Source organism: Deltaproteobacteria bacterium, from assembly GCA_019309045.1.
Classification (GTDB): Bacteria; Desulfobacterota; Syntrophobacteria; order BM002; family BM002; genus JAFDGZ01.
Genome location: JAFDGZ010000057.1, coordinates 1 through 19,025 on the forward strand (window position 1 = coordinate 1; position 19,025 = coordinate 19,025).

14 protein-coding genes are annotated in these 19,025 nt (G+C 46.7%); 1 reads left to right on the plus strand and 13 read right to left on the minus strand.

Annotation, left to right across the window (positions count from 1 at the left end; all coding sequences use genetic code 11):
- Window positions 1-395 precede the first annotated feature (395 nt).
- From JRI89_12300 to JRI89_12315, 4 genes are all read right to left on the minus strand, one after another.
- The gene (locus JRI89_12300) at window positions 396-1,820 is read right to left on the minus strand and encodes an undecaprenyl-phosphate glucose phosphotransferase (protein ID MBW2072019.1); all 1,425 of its coding nucleotides are present in this window, start codon (window positions 1,818-1,820) and stop codon (window positions 396-398) included.
- Window positions 1,821-1,971: 151 nt separating this feature from the next.
- Window positions 1,972-3,075: a DUF1972 domain-containing protein gene (locus tag JRI89_12305; GenBank protein MBW2072020.1), complete on the minus strand. Its 1,104-nt coding sequence runs from the start codon at window positions 3,073-3,075 to the stop codon at window positions 1,972-1,974.
- Window positions 3,076-3,446: 371 nt separating this feature from the next.
- A complete protein-coding gene (locus JRI89_12310; protein MBW2072021.1) occupies window positions 3,447-4,451 on the minus strand; it encodes a sulfotransferase in 1,005 nt (334 codons plus the stop codon).
- Window positions 4,452-4,454: 3 nt separating this feature from the next.
- Window positions 4,455-5,510, minus strand: a complete 1,056-nt coding sequence (locus JRI89_12315; GenBank protein ID MBW2072022.1) for a sulfotransferase — start codon at window positions 5,508-5,510, stop codon at window positions 4,455-4,457.
- 669 nt (window positions 5,511-6,179) lie between these two features.
- On the opposite strand from JRI89_12315, the gene JRI89_12320 reads away from it, so the two are divergent.
- A complete protein-coding gene (locus JRI89_12320) occupies window positions 6,180-6,824 on the plus strand; it encodes a class I SAM-dependent methyltransferase (protein ID MBW2072023.1) in 645 nt (214 codons plus the stop codon).
- 96 nt (window positions 6,825-6,920) lie between these two features.
- On the opposite strand, the gene JRI89_12325 is transcribed toward JRI89_12320, so the two are convergent.
- The 9 genes from JRI89_12325 to JRI89_12365 all read right to left on the minus strand — a co-directional run.
- Window positions 6,921-8,132 (minus strand): glycosyltransferase family 4 protein, encoded by a 1,212-nt coding sequence (locus JRI89_12325; GenBank protein MBW2072024.1) that lies wholly within the window; start codon window positions 8,130-8,132, stop codon window positions 6,921-6,923.
- Window positions 8,133-8,134: 2 nt separating this feature from the next.
- Complete coding sequence (locus JRI89_12330) at window positions 8,135-9,478, minus strand: hypothetical protein (GenBank protein MBW2072025.1); 1,344 nt, start codon at window positions 9,476-9,478, stop codon at window positions 8,135-8,137.
- A gap of 137 nt (window positions 9,479-9,615) precedes the next feature.
- On the minus strand, window positions 9,616-10,956 hold the full coding sequence (locus JRI89_12335) for an O-antigen ligase family protein (GenBank protein MBW2072026.1): 1,341 nt from the start codon (window positions 10,954-10,956) through the stop codon (window positions 9,616-9,618).
- 165 nt (window positions 10,957-11,121) lie between these two features.
- On the minus strand, window positions 11,122-12,018 hold the full coding sequence (locus JRI89_12340) for a sulfotransferase domain-containing protein (protein MBW2072027.1): 897 nt from the start codon (window positions 12,016-12,018) through the stop codon (window positions 11,122-11,124).
- A gap of 239 nt (window positions 12,019-12,257) precedes the next feature.
- Entirely contained in the window at window positions 12,258-13,202 is a 945-nt protein-coding gene (locus JRI89_12345) for a sulfotransferase domain-containing protein (protein MBW2072028.1), read from the minus strand.
- A 165-nt stretch (window positions 13,203-13,367) separates the two neighbouring features.
- Window positions 13,368-14,141 carry a DUF1698 domain-containing protein gene (locus tag JRI89_12350; GenBank protein MBW2072029.1) on the minus strand — a complete coding sequence of 258 codons (774 nt, stop codon included), beginning with the start codon at window positions 14,139-14,141 and terminating at the stop codon, window positions 13,368-13,370.
- Between the two features lie 38 nt (window positions 14,142-14,179).
- On the minus strand, window positions 14,180-15,679 hold the full coding sequence (locus JRI89_12355) for a flippase (GenBank protein ID MBW2072030.1): 1,500 nt from the start codon (window positions 15,677-15,679) through the stop codon (window positions 14,180-14,182).
- 293 nt (window positions 15,680-15,972) lie between these two features.
- Window positions 15,973-18,003: a S8 family serine peptidase gene (locus tag JRI89_12360; GenBank protein MBW2072031.1), complete on the minus strand. Its 2,031-nt coding sequence runs from the start codon at window positions 18,001-18,003 to the stop codon at window positions 15,973-15,975.
- 56 nt (window positions 18,004-18,059) lie between these two features.
- The coding region (locus tag JRI89_12365; protein ID MBW2072032.1) for a tandem-95 repeat protein at window positions 18,060-19,025 on the minus strand (966 nt) is incomplete at its 5' end.

Consider the following 19,025-nt stretch of genomic DNA (forward strand, 5'->3'; position numbering starts at 1 on the left):
TGTTATTTGTTCAGCTTCAAGCTGGGGCAATTGCCAGAGGAAATAAGGCTGCAGAGGAGCCCGGCTCCCAGAATCATTTCCGAGTGGTGCCGATTGAGTAACACAAGCAGCTAGTAAGAGGAAAAATAGAGTGAGCCGCATTTTTCTTGCCTTCATAATCAGCGCTCTCTCCATAGGGGCAAAAACATTTGCTCGGCCACATTCCTCGCTGAAGCCAGCCACCAAAATTAGGTCTTGTTTTGTCTTGCGAGATGCGATGCAAATAATTGGTAAGGGTATAAATTACGATAAAGTCATTATACTCAGATTACTATTATTGTAAAGAGTTTATTTTGGGAGGATTATGAGGGGATGGCAGTAAAGGAAGAGCTCGATTGTGAATGAATCGACTTTTTTCAGTAGGCAGTGGGTTGGCCGAAGCCCTTGAAGATAGTCAAAATCAAAATTTTCAGGTCAAACCAGAGAGACCATTTGTCGATGTATTCCAGGTCGTATTCTATACGTTTTTCCATTTTTTCTAGCGTGTCAGTCTCGCCCCTGAAACCGTTCACCTGGGCCCAACCAGTGATGCCAGGTTTTAATTTGTGTCGAAGCATATAATAGCTCACAAGTGTGCGATAGTATTCATTGTGGGCCACAGCGTGCGGACGAGGACCCACTACTGACATTCGTCCCTGGAGAACGTTAATAAATTGAGGAAGCTCGTCAAGGTTATATTTTCTCAAAACTGCTCCTATCCTGGTAACTCTGGGATCACAAGGCTTGGCCTGTTCAATTTCAGGACCGTCTTCGCATACGGTCATGGTGCGAAACTTGTAGACTACAATTTCCTGGCCGTTGAGTCCATAGCGCCGCTGCTTGAAAATGATAGGGCCTGGTGAGGAAAGTTTGACCGCTACTGCAATAAGCAGCATAAGTGGACTGCAAATCACAAGGGCTGCTAGAGCTATCACCCTGTCTTCCAGCCACTTGAGGAGGCGTTCAGGCTGATTGAGGCTCTGACGCAGCTTGATAACGGGGAGATTGGCAATCTCTGTGATGGAACAGTTTAACAAGTAGTAATCGAAGATGTTCGGTACCATATTCACATTGCCAGTAAAATTGTCGAGTGCCTGCAAGAGTTCTCGAATTCTTTTTTCAGCACTCAGGGGTAAAGCGAGAAAGACGTTGTCTATCCTCTTCCTGCCGAGAAAGGCCGGCAGATCATCGAGGGTACCTGCAACCGGTACGCCCGCCACAGAACTCCCCTGTTTCTGCAAGTCATCATCAAAAAATGCTTCGATTACATATCCAAGCCAGGGGTTAGAGGACAAGACATAATTAACAGTTCTTCCCAAGTCACCTGCGCCGGCTATTACCACACGGCGTATATTGTAACCCCTGGACCGTATCGACCGTAAGAATGAACGGATCAATGCTCTGAAGACCGCTGTTGTCAGATAAACCACCGCAGCCCATATCAGGAAAGGCTTGTACTTGAATATTCCGAAAGGCCAGAGAATCGCAAACTGTTCTCTATCGCTGAGAAGCAGCGTAAAAATGTGGAAAAGTAGAAGCACTGTTGTCCAGGCCAGCAAAAGGGCCCGACTTTCTTGCCAGATTGGCAGGCCTCGCCAGGATTTATATATTCCGAAGAGTGGATAGATGAAAAAAATAAAGATAGGAATGCAAATCGTCAGTACCCAGACAAAGTCGCTTGGCCCCAAGAAACCATTGAGACGTCCCATTATCAGGGTAACAATTACCGCAATGGCAGGATCTGCCGATCTACTAAGATAGTCTACCAGAGTTGCATGTTCTCTGAGGACACCTTTGATCACCAGCCTACCTCACATATTTAAAGATACCAGCAACCTTGACTGTTTAGAATCTGGCAAATGGATTTGACTTTCTATATTCCAGCCATACTACATAAGCCCAAAAGAGGCAAGGGCATAAATTTCTAGCAGGGCATATTTGCATTCACCATTTCTAGTGGGTCCACTCTCGAAGAAGTCTGTCGTACGAGGCAAGAATCCACTCCCAGGTGAAAAGTGAGTGATGACGGCTCCAGCTTTTTTCTCTCATCCGAGCAAGCTCCTCTCTGTCATCTAGAAGCGAGTCCAGTTGTTTAGCACAGTCAGTCTCGTCGAAGAAATAACGGCCGTGGCCTCCGAGAACCCAACGATTGAACCTGTTGTCGTGGGCCAGAATTGGACACCCAGCTCCGAGAGCTTCAACCAGGGATGGATTGGTACCACCAGCGGTATGACCATGTATGTACAGCCTACAATGAAAGCGCAAAGAATTCACTACAGTTTTGTCATAAATGGCGCCAAGAAAGAGTACCTCTTCGTTAGCGACTGAATATACTTTTCTATGATAACGGTTTTCCTTGGGAAAGTAATTGCCCAGGATGACAAGGGGCATTCCACGTGGTTTACTGCAGTAAGCCCGAACAGTTTCCAGAATGAGGTTTTCCGGTTCGGGACGTGCGATTATGAGGGCAAACCTCTGGGGCTTCAAGCCAAATGGGTCCAGCTCAATCTTGTCTGCTTTTCTAATCAGGTCAGCACCGTAAGGTATCATGGAAATCTTGTTTGGAGGAACTCTAGTGGTGAGACGAGCCATGATCTCAGGATGGTCTGCAATGAGATGATTTGCAATTCGCACAGCTATACATTCATTCAAATAGAACCAGAGTCTGGTGAAAAGACTCCATTTTTTTCGGCGCCATTCGATTCCGTCCATATTGAGAAGATTTTTCTTGTTGCCCAGGCGATATGCCAGGCAAAAGACGGCGGTGTTGTAACCTAATGTTAGAATCAGGCCAGGTCTGCGTAGCGCATGCAAAGTAGACTTGAAGTCAAAATAAACTGTACCTAGCGCTCCCTGCAATGGTACAGGTATATGTATGAGCGAAATTCGCTTCCAGAGTTTCTCGGACGGCCCTCCTGCGCCATGTGCTTGACAGTAGACATATACCTGCCATTCTTTTTCTACCAGGTACAAGGACAGACGCTCAGCAAAGGTTTCGAAGCCGCCATAGCGGGCGGGAATTCCTCGTGTTCCCAATATTCTCAAGACTCGTTTCATTTTATTGTAGAAAGATGACGTGCCTCAGACGCAAGAAATCCTTGTATGAATGCACCGGGAGGACACGAATTTTATCAGGTCGAAAGACAAATCATCCTAGATGTAAAAAGAGGGCTCAGAAATTTCAGTAACGATGATGACTTTGATATTTACCATAAAGAAAGTAGAGTCTCAATAAGCTGTTTTACACTCCCGGGTTGCTAGGCTTTCCCCAGGGTGTTGTGAATTCAAGCTTGCTAGTTTGCTGCTATCTGTGCTAGAGGCAAAATCCTGCATACCACTGATAGCATAGTTTCAGAATGGGATCGTAGGTATCAAGTCCAAGCTTGTGACTTATTTTGCTAATGTGTGCCGTTGGGAGCAAGAACTATTCAGTTTATATTATATCCAAGCTCCAACATGGTGCTCTCGAATACTGGGACTATAACTGGATTGAGGGATATGTGCTGCCTGGAGGCAGAGCATCGCCGTAGAGTATGGCGAGCATAGTTGACTACGGTTTCATCTAATGGAACTTCGCAAAACCTCATTATATCCCGGAGGGTATCTTGAGGATTAGACACCAGTCTCTCATAACGAACAACGTGAATATCATCGGGGTATAAATCCAACATTCTTAGTCCCTCGCGCATACTCAATATCCATTCGACGGCTGCCATGTCGGTCTGTTTGGTAAACTTTCTAATATTGTGTATTATATTGCCCAGTTGAGAGTCTTTAACTGCAACCTGTTCTAACAGCAGCCGCCATTTGCGGTTGTTGACGCCCCACCAATTGTAGGTCATATGCCGCTTTTTCACGCTCTTACTTCGTGACCAGGCATCAATAGACCGACAGATGTCCCAACCGTTGCGGCAGAGCAACAAGAATTTTGCATCAGGAAATATGGCCTTAACAAAAGGTATCCTGAAGACAAGCTCCGGATACTTATCAACTAAGCGTCGAGAATTAGTCACAATAAGATACAGGCCAAACAAACGATGGGCAGCGGCGCTTACGGTTGCAGTTGCCTCCTCAGCTGTAAGGTGATATCTGGCAAAGCCTTCCTTGTAATTGCCAACAAGATCTTCTTGGGGATATATTACGTGCCAAAGCGCCTTTGGTTCGTTGAGGAAGCCAAAGTCACGGTGAACAGAGAGCACCAGGCCCAGTACTGTGGTGCCGCTCCGCCCTATCCCAATTATAAATACGGGTTTCTGTACCCGCCTCGTCAGCGGCACCTTTTTTCCCTGCCTGAGCAAGAAAAGTACAATAGGATTGATCCAGCGGCCGCGAGTTGTTAGTGGGCGCCCTTCGAAAAGGGTGTAAGAGAGTAATCTGACAACAGTCTTTCCTGGCTTTGTTCTTACATAGAGAGGTTCAAGCTGAGCAATCACTGCCTAATCTTCCTTCCGGGTAAGCAAAGTGTTGAACTGCAGAAAGGCTTTGGTTGGATTGGTCATCAATACACCCATAAGATGCAGGGGAAAACGTGCAAATGGTCGAGCAAACTGGATATATGATATGTGCCTCCGTTCGCGGGAATATCCAAGTTGTTTCATCAAAGTGCCTGTCAAAGATTCACACACCAGGATATCACCTTGAGCCAGGCCTTGCCGCCACAAGTAGAGTGATTCACTGTGTATTCCCAGTTTGTCAGTTTGGGAGAATCTGTGAGATGATCCCATTTGCGGAACGTTCAGCATCTGCGCTTCGAAGCGAACATTCAAAAAGGTACAAAGATCTCTGATATGCTTTTCCGGATTATTCACCAGCTTCTCATAAGAGATCATCTTGTAACGAGGATGGTCTCCAAGTTCGAGGCCGAGCTTAGTAGCCTTTTTCCATAATACTGACAAGGTAAAAGGGTGGTAGTTTGCCATAGCCTGGAATGAATCCCAGAGTGGTCGCTGTCGCGACGCCAGCGCTCGCAAACGCCACCGATTTTTCTGCGAGTAGAGCACAGCTCTGGGATCACGCACCATGTGAATTACCCGGGCCTGCGGATAGGTATTCAATAGTTGATGGGCATAAAATATGTTGCGGGGTGTGTGATCGGTCACATATACTGCCCCGGCAGCCTCAGCCTCAGCCTGCAACACCAACTGAAAGATCTCAGACTTTGACCATGTTTCTTTTGTTGTTGTTGCTGACAGGAGATTTCTTGCGTCTGAATCGTCCCTGGCGTCTGGTCTCTTCCAGATACCCTTGCGTATTGTACTCAACAGTCTAGCACAGACCCTGATTGCCGCTTCTCTTGCCAATAGGGTCCCAGAAGGTTCTGCTTCTTTTACCGACTGAAAGAAGTGCAACTCGTTCATGGCAAGAATGCTATCGTGGCGACCCAAGATGCGGTTGAGCATCGTGGTACCGCTGCGAGAGGCGCCCACAACAAAGATGGGTCTGAAAACCTCCTTGTCCAATACACAACAGCTGTGTTCACTTTCACTTATCATTGGCTGATATTTCTTTGTGTCAACCGTAGGGGAAAGTCTCGCGTAGGGCTCTACAAACAGGATTTGAGATCTTGGTTATTGTTGCAAGAATGTGCAATCTGGAATTAGAGTTATATATCTTTACAAGGGCGTCGCTCTCATAGATAATAGCATCTGCTCTATGGGGAGTACCAGGAATCAACACTGATATTCCTTACCACTGAATGGGCCGGAACGTATGACTAGGTAGAATTTGCTGGTGCGGTTTCATTAGTCTCTGGTTATGTTTTCTCAGCAATAGACGTGCCGCAGGAGACAACGAGTTAGTGGCCCGGGGAAAGTCAAAGGCATCCCGATAGTGCCCTAGATTCAGCTAGATGGCAGGGTTGAATCACCTGTGTTTCCTAGGCAAGCTAGTCGTGACCTATTCTATTAAGTTGTTTCAACAAGGCGATAAGCGAGATGTCGACGAGAAAATTGCTAAAGAAGTTCATTCCAGGGGTTTCCTGGCATAACCCTATGGTCTTGATGTGCTTGCATGTTTTGGACCCTGTTGATTATATTGTTCGTGCCGCAAGACGATTGGAGCATCTGCCGCCATATTCTATAAGAGTACGTTCGAACGGCATCAGGAAACAATTTGGTGGGAAGAACTTTGCTTATTACGGACAAATACTGTCGGAAGCATTGATGAAATATGCTTCTCTGAGCAGCACTTCAAAGGTACTGGAAATAGGATGCGGTTGCGGTAGAACTGCACTGGCACTCACAGAATATCTCGACAACGGAAACTACATAGGTGTGGATATCGAAAAACAATCACTAGAATCGTGCAAAAATAATCCCTTACTAGCGGCCAAGAAATTCAAGTTCGAGCTTCTTGATATCCAAAACAGTATATATAATCCTGAAGGAAAATATAAAGCAGATAATTTTGTCTTTCCTTACTTAGATGCAACATTTGATATTGTATTCCTGGTCTCTGTATTCACACATATGTTGACTCCCCAGGTAAAGAACTACATAAAAGAAATAAGCCGTATTCTTAAATCAAAAGGGATATGCATGTTTACTACCTTTCTCATGGACTATGGAAGGGAGGGCAAGGATGTTATATTTGAAAATAAACATATGGAGCATTATTACTGCAATTCCTCAATAGAGGAACTAGCAGTCGGCTATTATCTTGATTTCTATATAAAAACTTTTGCTAGACACAAAATGGCTCTACATGTTGAGCCACTATTGGGAAATTGGCGGAAAAATTACAAAAGAAAAGCTACTACAAATTTTTCGCAAGATATTGTCTTTTTTTACAAGAATGATAAAGAGTAGCTAGGTTTATATTTCTACAAGAGCAGCTGATATTCTTTAGTATATTCTGCATGAAGCTTTTACATTTTTCTTACTCTTCTGCAAGGGGTGTAAGTGTCAGGCATGTTGTTTCAATATTTTGTTGTATACAGACATTAGATTCTTGTAATGGATTTCTGGAGAGAATTGTTCCTGCACTTTCTTTCTAGCAGCATGGCCCATTCGCATTGCCAAGTCATTATCCGCTGCCATCTGTACCAACTTTACCCTCAGTTCTGCTGCATCACCTGGGGAGACTAGGAAGCCGTCCTCGCCGTCGCTGATTATTTCAGTTATCCCTCCTATACGGCTTGCTATCACCGGTCTGCCATGGGCGAAAGTTTCGATGATCGTTAAACCAAATGTTTCATACCATAGAGAAGGCACAATGGCGCAGATGCTTTGCCGAATGAGGTTGTCCAGGTCTCGGCCTTTTGTGAAACCCAGAAATCTTATGTGAGACAATTGTCTCTTTTGGGTCCAGCGATACATTTCTGGCAGTGCTTTGCCAGAGCCAACGATGTACAGGGGAACGTTCCTTATATCTGCTGCGGCCTTCAATAGGGTGAAAACACCCTTGTACCTCTCGAGTCTGCCAAAATAGAGAAAATGTTCTCCATGACTCGTACTTGGTCTGATACAATGACAATCGACAAAATTGTGTACGGTAGTAATTTTCTGCTCAGGTATGCCAAGCTCAATAAACTTACGACGCTGGAATTCACTAACTGAAATGAAATGATCGATCTTACTTACAGAACCCAATATTCTCGAAATATATGCTTCCACACTGCTCAGAAATGACCGACTGACAGAACCCCTGTTGCACCGCTGCCAGATTGCCTTCCAGAAAGCATGCCCCTGGCAAGCTTCACAGATCCTGCCATTAGACATGAGGCTATAGGTGGGACAGACCAATTTGTACTCATGCAGGGTTTGAACAATGGGAATGCCGCGGCTTTTAAGGGGTCTCAGAATGGAAGCTGTAAGTTGTCCGTAATATATGTGGAGGTGAGCGATGTCGATGGCTACATCTTGCAGCAAGCGAGACATGCATTTTGCCGCCGGTACTGAATATAAATATCGAAATATATCGATAGGTTTGGGCTTGTCAAAATCAACCTTCTGTGGAAAATATCGTTGCCATGGGGTCGGCAAGTTTTCTGAATGGAGCGCAGCAAAAGGCACGACTCTGTGCCCTTTGTTCTCCAGGAGTTCTGTAATGGCAAACTGGTACTTGTCGGACCCGCCGCGAATAAAAAAATTCTGACCTACATTGAGAATATTCAGAGTCACGGGATCACGATTACTGCAAAACTGGTGGGTTTGAGCTGCAGCTGCTCTCCGGTTAAAGGTTCATCCTTGATCAAAATTTGTCCCTTTGCCCCAAGACTATTGATATTGGTGGAGCCTATATACCTTAGAGACTGAGGTGCAGCTTGCCGGCCGTTGACTATAACTTGTGTTGTAACTGTTTGAGCTGTTCTGTTGGTTACCAAGATGTAGTGCTTGCCATTATCACTTCCAAGGCACGCAGCCTTAATGCCAGGTATGCTTTTCAATGGGAAAGAAGTGGTTTTCTCGAGCATAGGCCCATTGTCGATTTTCAGTGGAAAGACTCGTGTGCTGTCAGCCACTACGTCGCCGATGAGCTCAAATGCAAAATAGCTAGCTCGTTTAATACTAGTAGCTGCCTTTCCTCCTTTCATTTTACCTGGAGTAAACGTGGGAAAACCATTCCAGACACCGGCTAGAACATGATAACAGGCTATTCTGATTGGAGTGACTCCGTTAATTAACTGAATAAAAAAATCAGCAGTGTAGAGTGCATGCAGCAGTGTGTCGGCAATGTGCACATCTTTCGGTTTCATAATATTCCACTCAGTAACCCACATTTCTCGCTTGCCGAACAGGGCATCATAGTAGGAAATCGCCTTCTGGAAGGAAGTGTCGTCAATGGTGAACAGTTCTTTACGAAGATGGTCCAGGTCAATTTTCGTTCTTCTCTGGGCGTACTTTTTCAAGTGGACGTACATGTGAACAACATAAGCGTCATAGAAATTTTCTCTTGCCAGTGCTTCATTCCATTCTCTGCCATATCTTGAAGCTTTTTGGAGATGAAAGCCAGCGGGGTGAGCCGGTACTCCCAGACGAATGGTGTTGTCGACAGCCTTCATAGCGGCAGCATGTTTCTTGGCAAGACGGATATATTCTTGTACAGAAAAAACCCGGTTTCTATAGGCGGGGAGATACATTTCATTGCCAAGTTCCCAACCCGCTATTGTATAGCCTTTGTTCTTCACATATTGCACCCAGGCGGCGCTCTCGGCTGGTGTTCCTGTAAACAAATTAACTACCAGCAAAGGGTTCACAGCCAACCTCTTACAAAGCTCCATGAAGTCGTCAAAGCGGATGCCGTCCGGGCGTACTGCGTAAAGATGTCCACTTTGTCTGAGGAGACGACGGTTAAGTTCTTTCGAAGCGGAACTTTTCAGTTCTGCCTTTATGAAGCCGCCTTGTTGCCAATGGAAAAAATTGGCCACAGTGCCCCCAGGAAAACGCAAAATAGTCGGTTTCAGTTTGGCTGTTTGCCGGATAAATTCAGGGTCAAGATACCCATAAACACCGTTGATCATGTTGGTATTGAAACCATAAAGCCTTTTTTCAAATGGCCTGGCGTTCTTGGTATCGATTATCAAACGCACAGCACTGTCTGCTGCACACAAATGTGGGAAAATAACCAACAAGTTCGGAACAAGCAGCAACAGAAAGACTAGTTTTCGCATAATTCATCCTTTGCAGCAGCCAGAACACAACCTAACTGGGCATAATACATCCACCACATAATTGTAGAGTAAATGTAATTTTCTACAGCGGTGACGACAATGAACGCAATGCTCAACCCAGACATAGCGAGGGCTAACTTACGATCAAAACTGCTGATTTTGCAATTCTTATATATGGTCAAAGTTGATTTGGCTGCAGTAGTGAGAAACAGTAGATAGAGCAATGGCGCTGCTATACCCAGATCATAGAACAGGCCCAGATAATCGTTATGCGCTTCTATGCCAATGTCTGGTTCAAAAGTTGCTGCGCCGTGTCCCATGAAAGGCTTTTGAAGCGCCAATGGCAATGCCTTTTTCCAGATGAGAAGTCGGCTAACTAAAGAGTTTTCTGGTGGACCTGCAGATTCCAGGTTGACGGGCACGGCCACATCTCTGAAGCGTTCCAAAGTGCCGGTGACCGAAAAGAGCAACAGGATGGCAGGTACAATAAGAAGTATAGTCCTTATGCGCAGCTTTCCTAATTTCTGAAGGATAAAACCACCTGCGAGGATAAAGCCAATCAGCTGGCTTCTAGCAAAGGTGTAAATGAGGTTTATGAACAGCACGGCAAAAGCAGAAAAGGAGCATATTTTTACATAGATAGATCTGCGTTCGAGCAACATCACTGCCAAAGGCAAGGGCAGGAGCACCAGCAAATATTTGGCATATGGGTGGACATCATAGAAAGTTGAATAAATCCGAGAGATTCCTGTTATCGATTCAAGAGCGGTAACCTTGGGACCCTGACTCACATCTCCTGTTGCGATCTGATAGAAACCTACCAGTATCGGCAAGAGGGCTGACAGGTAAACAAATCCCACAATTTTGTACCTGTTAGATTCTTCTCTGGCAAAGAGATATGTTAGCGGCAACATGGTTATTGCCGAAGCCATGCGAACAAACTCCTCTAGAGATACAAGTTTCAGGTGGGAGGGGCCAAGCGATGTTCCGGTCAATATCAACAGTGCCAGCAGAATTATGATCAATCGTTCCTTCAATATCTCGGCAAAATTTAACAAGATGGTGATACCACCGAGGCAAAGGAACCATAATCCCAGTATAGCCATGGCATTCAAGGGGCCAATCATGGATTCGCCGGTCTGGCCGAGGAGAGGTGAGAAAAGGATTGGAAGGGCGATGATTATGAGTGGTTGAAGAAAGGCAACCACTGTTCCCAGCAAGAGAACTATCAAGACCACATATGGCGGTCCTTTGGAGACAGCAATAGCGACGATAAGACTGAGAAGGACACAGATGAGAGCGCCTCTCCATTCAGTTAATTTCGTCACTCTGGATGCGGCTTGGTCCATGGCGGTCTTTGTCAACTCATAGGAAAGTATCTGACCCAGAACTTACTCGAGCCTGACAGTTGTTTACGGCGCTATTGGCGGCAGCTTTGAATGGCTTGAACGGTGTTAGCTCAGTTGAGGATAACAAGGCGAGCACATTGCCGGCTATTGAAGCCATTGTACCAAGTTACGTCCGAGTAGGGCTTCTAGTTTTTCATTATCTTTGTAAAAAAAGGTTCTAAGCTGCTTTCGTGTTTCTGGCAGCATTCCGGGGGGCGTAAAGCCCTTTTCGTTTACTCTCAATACCAGATAGCGCAGCTTGCAAGAAACCGAATCGGGAATCAACGAACGTACGGCCATCTTCAAGGGATGCTTGGAGGACAAAAAGCGAGCGAAGATCTGCGCAAAGGCTTCTGAACGGGCGATGGCAGCCCTGTTGAGGAACAGATGTGTTTGCCCCGCTAGTGCAGGATCAATCTCCAATGCATGGAAAATCTCTTGGCAAACGGCCTCCGCATTGCTTCTCAATTCTTCACTGAGATAGATGTGCACTTGCTTCTTATCAAAAACATCGTACACTCGCTCAACATGTTCAGCATATAGACCATTATACTGATAGGCGCAGTTACGCCACTGCCTCCAACCACCGGTTGCCAATCGTCTTGGCTCAGCTTTTAAGGCGGCCTCAAAGGTTGTGAGTGTTTCCCAGCCACGCCGCCTTGCATACCAGTAGGCTGAATATGCCCGCTCGATCGGATTGCGCAATAAGATCACTAACTGCGTATTGGGGTTGTGCAAATATAATTGCCTCAGAGCATCGGCTGAATACATTGCCAGCGCGTGCTTGGCTAATATCACGCCAGAGGTTCTTGTCTGATCTCCAAAATAGCGTCTAAAAGCTTGCTTGTAACCTTCTCTCAGTTCATGATCATTGAAAAAAAAGGTCATCTCACGTTGTCTATGGGTGATGATTCCAGGATGCCTCTGCAGGTAATGGAACAATGTTGTGGTGCCAGCCTTTTGGGCACCTATAATCATGAGTTGGACTGGCTGTTCAGCCATTAGTTCCCGTTCCAGTTCCAAAAAGTTTCTGTAAGCGTTGCCAGGCTATTTTGTGAGTCGTTCGCTGCCCGTGCTGAAGATTATTAATTTTGCATCGATGCCTGGCTGTTGCTTTCGGGCAACATGCACCTCGAATATCAAATTGTCTTCTGGTCCAATCCTGTAGTAAGGAGGCACCAACGCCCGACAATACCCTGATTTTGCGCAATGTATCGATACCAATTCATGAAGTGTCGTAGTCAGGTATCGAGAGCCGGCCACGGGGGACTACTGAAACCTGTGAGTTTCATCAAGGCGGTATTTTCCTCCCTGTAATACTGTCGAAGTTTATTGCAGGTTTCAGGGTTAACTGAGACCTTTGTATGCGATTTGACATTGAGCGCAAGGTAGACAGGGTGTAACGCTTTTTTCAATCTTCGCATTCGCTGGTGCAGCATTGGCCTTCTGTGAACTTTGTTTCTGATTCGTGACTGAATCAATCTGTAGTAGTGGTGCATTCTGGTCGATCGCACCTCCCAGCTCCTGTTGTAGACGGCAAAGTCAAAAGTTTCATAGAATCCGGCATCCACACCAATGAATGTGCAAATGTCCACGATTGTCTTCATCGGAGACTGCACAAGATCCTCGTATAGACCAACAAAGATAGACTCTTTTCCGAACAGACGGTAATAGTTCTCAAGATATCGAGAATATTTGCCTTGAGCCAATATTTGCAAGTGCTGACTGTTGCTCTGGCGGTCTGCTGCTCGCAATTGCATGGATATGTATTCATCAAAATCGACGGTTAGAGGCAGTAAACTGTTCTGTCTGGCGAAGCCATACCATGAAATCAGCCTGCTTATTGGATTTCGCAGTATAAACACCAGTTGAATATTGTCTAGATTAGCGAGGAGTCTCTGTGGGGTTCCAACTGAATACAGATAGTCTGGAGTTGCTTCCAATCTGATCGTGCCAGAGCCGTTTGTGAAGAAAGCCTGGTATTCTCTGATATCTCCTGTGTATATACGTTTAACCGGCACTGGGTAGTCCCGGTCCAAGAAAAATCTTGTTTCCTTCATCGAGGATGCACAAATTTCAGGATGGGCACTGAGGTAACGGAAGAGAGAACTCGTAGCAGCCCTTGTGGTTCCACCTATGATCAGGTAACTGTACTCGTTTCTTGGCGATTGCAAAATCTGGGGCATATTTTATCTAAAAATCCTTATTGACTGATGGCATAATATAGCTCTTTTAAATGCGACAGGCAGCTTTTTCTAAAACCGTTATTGGCGTCGATTGTCGCAGATCAACACAGCCATGGCAATGCTGTCAATCATGCCAGCAGAAACTCTGAGTTCGAAGTAGCAAAGTCAGTCACGTATTGCCAGAAATGTGACTCTTTTTTTCTGATAATATCGCTTTTCCAAATTTTTCTCTTTTGGTTCCAGTTGCTTGACCTTAGAGAAACCGAGAAATTGCAGTAGACTTGTCACCGCCGCGGCATTTGGGGTGAACTGGCAGACAGCTTCTTTACGCCATAAGGAAGTAGAGACATTCTTGGAGTCACTATTCTCACCGGGCGGAAAGTTCATTAACCAGGCAGGGCCGCGTACAAAGGGATTGCGAAAGACTTTGGTATCTACCAGTATTGCCCGTTGTGTAACTGAGGCTATCTTCTTCATTGTGAGAACAGGGTTTTCTAGATGATACAAGATGCCCAGACAGAGAGTTAAATCAAACTCACCGGTTGTCTCCTTTTCTATATCATCAGCTGACAGCATTTTGAAGTGGGCCCCGTCTGCTTGCAAAACCCTTTTGATGAAGTTGGCCTGCTGGAGATAGTGATCTACGACATCTATGCCCAGAACGTATGCTGCTCCATTCTTGATGGCCTCAAAAGAAAAACCGCCACAGTTGCAACCAACATCAAGGACGCGCAGACCTTGAAGTGATCCACCAAATACACCAAGCAGAGAGGGGAAGGCATGGTTCACTAGTGTCCTCAGCCTTGTTCGTTCTACACTGCGTCGTGACAGTTCAGGAAGATGTGTTCTCAATCCATATGGCAGCTCGATATCATGATGGAATGGTGCGAGGCGAATCAACTCATTCCTGATATCTTCTGCAGTGATAGTGTTTGGCATCGTAGCACCCCTCTAGAGAATTGTGATTCGAATTGGCACTAATCATTCCTCGGAATAAGATGATTTAGTCGACCGGCTATTGCGGTAATAATGAACTTGTCATCTTCATTATCAGCATAGTGAATGTATAACAAAATAAAACATAATAGAACAATGCTAGTATTTATTAACAAAGTTATGAGATTTGAGTCAGTATGAATCAGTGTAGTAGTAAATTCCAAAATGATTATCGAAATTATGCCACTCATGATTCCAAGAAAGTAAGATGGATTATAAGGATGAATACGATAGAAAAAGTATACTTCGATCAATCTCAGGATATTTACTCCTGCTATTGATATTCCACTAGCAATTGCTGCTCCCAGGCAGCCATATATTGGGATAAATATGACGTTCAGCAGGATATTGACTAGAACCAGGACAGCCGAGTTAATTACCAGCATATTCTGCTTGCCGGTCATGCCTAAAATTATGCCAACTCCGCCGGTTATACAATTGATAAACTGGGCGAGCGTGATAATAATCAACACAGGTGCTCCTTTGGCAATGAATTCATTGCCAAAGACAGATATTATTTCCCTAGATGAAAAGGCAAGAATGATAACTAGAGGAAAAGTAAAGAGAAAAATCCAGCGAGTGGTGGTCTTTAAAATTTTTTCTAGACGTTCCTTTTCGTTTTGATGATGTATCTGCGCTATTGTCGGAGCATAAACCGAATTAATGGCCGTCAAGATCAAGCCCAAGAAAATAGGTATCTGAGAGGCGGCGCGATATATGCCGACATCAGCAGACTGCTTCATCAGGCCTAACATGATAGTATCTGTCCACCTAACAAGAAACATTAAAAGGCCGCTGAGCATAAGCGGAAAAGAATATAATAAGAGTGTTCTAATGTCATATTCTATCCTTACAGATTTTGTAATTATAGCTGGGAACTCTTTGACCAGAAGATAGAAGGCCACAAGGAGAGAAATTATGTACGAAATGATGAATGCTTTGATAAGACCGATGACACCGAGCCCCAATGAAATTGATATTATGACGAGGATAGTATTTACTACGGGCTGGGCAAGGTCGGCTATGTAAACGTAATACTTTGCAGTATGAAACCCCCGTGTGGTAGTAGCTACCACCATCATTGTGGACATGAAGGGAATACAGATTGAAAAAGTCTTCAGAATGGCAGTTAATTCTGGTTTGTGGAACAGAGATACAGAAATCATCCCGGCAGCAAGATAGACCAGGCCACCTACCAATGTTCCGGTAATAAAGGAGATAGTGCTGACGCTGATCAATATGCCTTTTATTCGTTCGGGCGCGCTCTTGTGATAAATTGCGACAAAGCGCATGGCTCCGACATGCAAACCCAAGCGGGAAAAGAGTTCTGTAATTTTGAGAACACCGAGGCCTAGTATGTAGAGGCCGAAGACGTTAGCCCCAAGAAAGCGAGCTATTAGAACCTGGCAGAGAAACCAGAGAGATCTTCCGATGATACTGCCTAGCAAGCTAGTACCAGCTCCTTTGGCGATCTTTAGCATGTCTATGCTATGATTCTGGGTCATTGTGGCGGCAATTCAAATTCAAGCAGAGGCTCAGGTTCATCATTCGGAACCATGTCTGGGGAGAAAAGTGCTGAGGCTTTGACTCTGCAACGAGTTTTCAGGGAACCATTGTCTCGAAAAAATTTTACTCGGCCTTGCCATTCTCTAGAGCATTCAAAATGTATTTTGGCCAATGCTAGAGGCAGGTGGATATAGGTAGGCAGGTTCACGAGGGCGAATTTGCTGAACTGCCTCTATTCTGGATATAGAAAAACAAGTGGCGCACCATTTTAATAGTAAGCCAAACTAATAGCAGTTATATTTTCTTCCTCTAAACAATCGTCGCTGGCGATAGGGGGTCCGGTATTGCCGCCGACAGTAGCGGGCGGGTCATAGATCAGCAGCTGAAAGCAGCCGTCTGCGTTGTGGGTAACGACGGCGAGTTCGTCCTGGGGATCAGCGTCGTAGTTGACAGCGGCAATGTCGATGATATTTTGCCCGAGACAATCGTCGCTGGCGATGGGGGGTCCGGTATTGCCGCCGACAGTAGCGGGCGGGTCGTAGATCAGCAGCTGAAAGCAGTCGTCTGCGTTGTGGGTAACGACGGCGAGTTCATCCTGGGGATCGCCGTCGTAGTTGAGGGCAGCGATGGCGACGACATTTTTGCCCAGCCAGTTGTCGCTGGCGATGGGAGGTCCGGTATTGCCGCCGACAGTAGCGGGCAGGTCATAAATGAACAGTTTGAAGCCTTCGTCGGCACGGCTGGTAACGACGGCGAGTTCGTCCTGGGGATCAGCGTCGTAGTTGAGGGCAGCGATGGCGACGACATTTTTCCTCAGCCAGTTGTCGCTGGCGATGGGAGGTCCGGTATTGCCGCCGACGGTTGGCGGGAGATTGTAGATCTTGAGCTTGAAAGCATCATCCAGGCGCTTCTTGATGGTTATTAGTTTGTCGAGGAACCTGGGATATGCAGCAAGGACGTTAATGAGACCGTGTCCGTAGTCATTGTCCGGGCCCGCATCCCCCAGGTCCTGAGCAGTAGCAGCCAGGGCATTTTCCAATTCAGCAACGCTGGCTGCAGGAAAGGCGCTCTTGAGGAGAGCCATGGCACCCGAAACATGGGGAGTAGCAAAGGATGTTCCCGAAACGTCCCTGTACAAGCTGGAGTCAACGCTGGCCGGTACGGAACTTCTCACGGCAACACCGGGAGCCACCACCTCCGGAAAGATGGTGTCGTCGCACTCTGAAGGGCCTCGGGCGCTGGTGTTGGCGACTACCGAGTAATTGTCAACAGATCCTACGGCAAATGATTCGGGCCAGTTGGCGGGACTCTTGCTCGAGCTGGGATATGCCCCGCCCAGGACATTTCCAGCGGCGAATATCATGGCAATGCCAGCACTCTTGAGAACTCGCACGTCATCGTGGTAGCTTTTTTCTATGCACAGCCCTGGCGAGTCGATTGCCCAGGAATTGTTGACAATATCGGGGGCGTCATCAGTGTCAGGATCGCCATCGGGATCCAGGAGCCACTGAAATCCTTGATGAATACCCGCTTCAGTGGCGGGTCCAGAATCCGAAAATATCTTTACTGCTATCCATTGAGCATCCGGCGCCACGCCAATGGCGGAACCGCCTGCTGAGCCGCCCAGTATCAGGCCCATAACTGCGGTGCCGTGCCCTGTTGAGGCTCCGGCCTTGTCAACAGGAGAGTCATGTTCACCATTTGGGTCATACCAGCTGTTTGTCCCACCACGCCAGCGACCATTGAGATCAGGATGGGAGACATCCACACCAGTGTCCATACTGGCGACTACAACTCCGTCGCCCTGAAAGCCAAGATTCCACACCTCAGGAGCGTGAATGGCCTCAATGTTCCATTCAGGCAGGGCTCCGCTTCCCTCCACCATCTCGGGTGGCGGAATGGAGGAATCCAGGGATACTGACTCAACCAGAGGGGATTTTGCCAGAAAGCGGATCACATCTGCTCTGGCCGTGATGGCCATGCCGTTGATGATCCACAGAGGAGTCATCCGTTTCACTCCTGCACCCTGCAAGAAGGCTCGGAACGGCAGCTGGCTCAATTCTGTTTTCTTCTTGAGCGCCCTGATGATCCGCGCCCTGCGGATTGATCTGTGCAGCTCCTTGAACTGCTCCAGGTCCACCCTGTCAGCAAATCTGACTATTACAGAAATTTCTTCATGCGGTCTCATCGATTTGAGCGAAGCTTGCAGTTCCTCGCTCACAACACCGGCATGAGCCACAACTTGGATAAGCAGGCCGAACACGAACATCCAGAAGAATAGAGATATCGCTTTTTTCACAACAGAGCCTCACAGGTGTTACTTGTCAATAGGTGTAAGCTCATAATCGTTTTCGCTCAAGGTGAAGAAGACAGTACCGCCACCGACACAGCAGCAGTGGCCGTATCGCCATTGCTGTCACTGATGGTGTAAGTGAAGGTGTCGTTGCCCTCGAAGCCTGAATCAGGTGTATAGAGCAGCACATCGTCAGTCTCGTCAGCAGGAGTACCGTTGTCGTCAATACTGACTGTGCCATGAGCCCCCTGGCTATAAGCATCTAGAACAAGTGGCTCGGCAGCATTAGGATGAAGATCGTTGGCGCGCACATCAACAGTGACGGCAGTATTTGCTGGTGTGGCGGCGCTGTCGCCAACAGCGGTAGGCACTGGATCAGCTGACCCTGCCCTTACCTGTACTGTTACAATGGCGGTATCGCTCGCCCCATTTCCATCATCTACCGTGTAACTAAAGGTGTCTGTACCCAGGAATCCAGCGGGAGGGGTGTAGTCGATGAAGTCGTCAGTCGGATCAGCAGGTGTGGAGTTGTCATTTACAGTGACTGTTCCGCCCATGCTGGTATCTGGTGTTGAAACAGTAAGAGTGAGCGCGTCGCCATCTGCGTCGTAATCATTGGAGAGCACATCTATGCTGACTGCCGCATCCTGGGTTGTGTTGCTGCTCTCAGCAATGGCAGTAGGAGCCTGATTGGCAGCCCCGTCAGCTGCCACTGCGACAGTAACCGTTGCCGTAGTTTCTCCTCCGTTGCCGTCGCTGACAGTGTAAGCAAAGGTGTCGGTGCCATCGAACCCGGAGGCAGGTGTGTAGACGATTGTGTCGTCCTGCGGCTCGCCGGGAGTATTGTTGTCATCCCAGGTGACTGTGCCCCCATTGCTGCTGGTTGGATCTGTGGAGCTAATTGCTACAACATCTTCGTCGATGTCGTAATCGTTCAGCAGCACAGGGATGCGAACAGCTGTGGCGAATGGGGTCGAGACACTGTCTGCCACAGGAGTGGGAGCATCATTGACGGGTTTGATGGTAAC

Excerpts from the sequence above, each read along its gene's own strand:
- JRI89_12305 (MBW2072020.1), bottom strand. The coding sequence starts at position 3,075 with ATGAAACGAGTCTTGAGAATATTGGGAACACGAGGAATTCCCGCCCGC.
- JRI89_12315 (MBW2072022.1), bottom strand. The coding sequence starts at position 5,510 with ATGATAAGTGAAAGTGAACACAGCTGTTGTGTATTGGACAAGGAGGTT.
- JRI89_12330 (MBW2072025.1), bottom strand. The coding sequence starts at position 9,478 with ATGATCAACGGTGTTTATGGGTATCTTGACCCTGAATTTATCCGGCAA.
- JRI89_12350 (MBW2072029.1), bottom strand. The coding sequence starts at position 14,141 with ATGCCAAACACTATCACTGCAGAAGATATCAGGAATGAGTTGATTCGC.
- JRI89_12355 (MBW2072030.1), bottom strand. The coding sequence starts at position 15,679 with ATGCTAAAGATCGCCAAAGGAGCTGGTACTAGCTTGCTAGGCAGTATC.
- JRI89_12345 (MBW2072028.1), bottom strand. The coding sequence starts at position 13,202 with ATGCCCCAGATTTTGCAATCGCCAAGAAACGAGTACAGTTACCTGATC.
- JRI89_12340 (MBW2072027.1), bottom strand. The coding sequence starts at position 12,018 with ATGGCTGAACAGCCAGTCCAACTCATGATTATAGGTGCCCAAAAGGCT.
- JRI89_12320 (MBW2072023.1), top strand. The coding sequence starts at position 6,180 with ATGAAATATGCTTCTCTGAGCAGCACTTCAAAGGTACTGGAAATAGGA.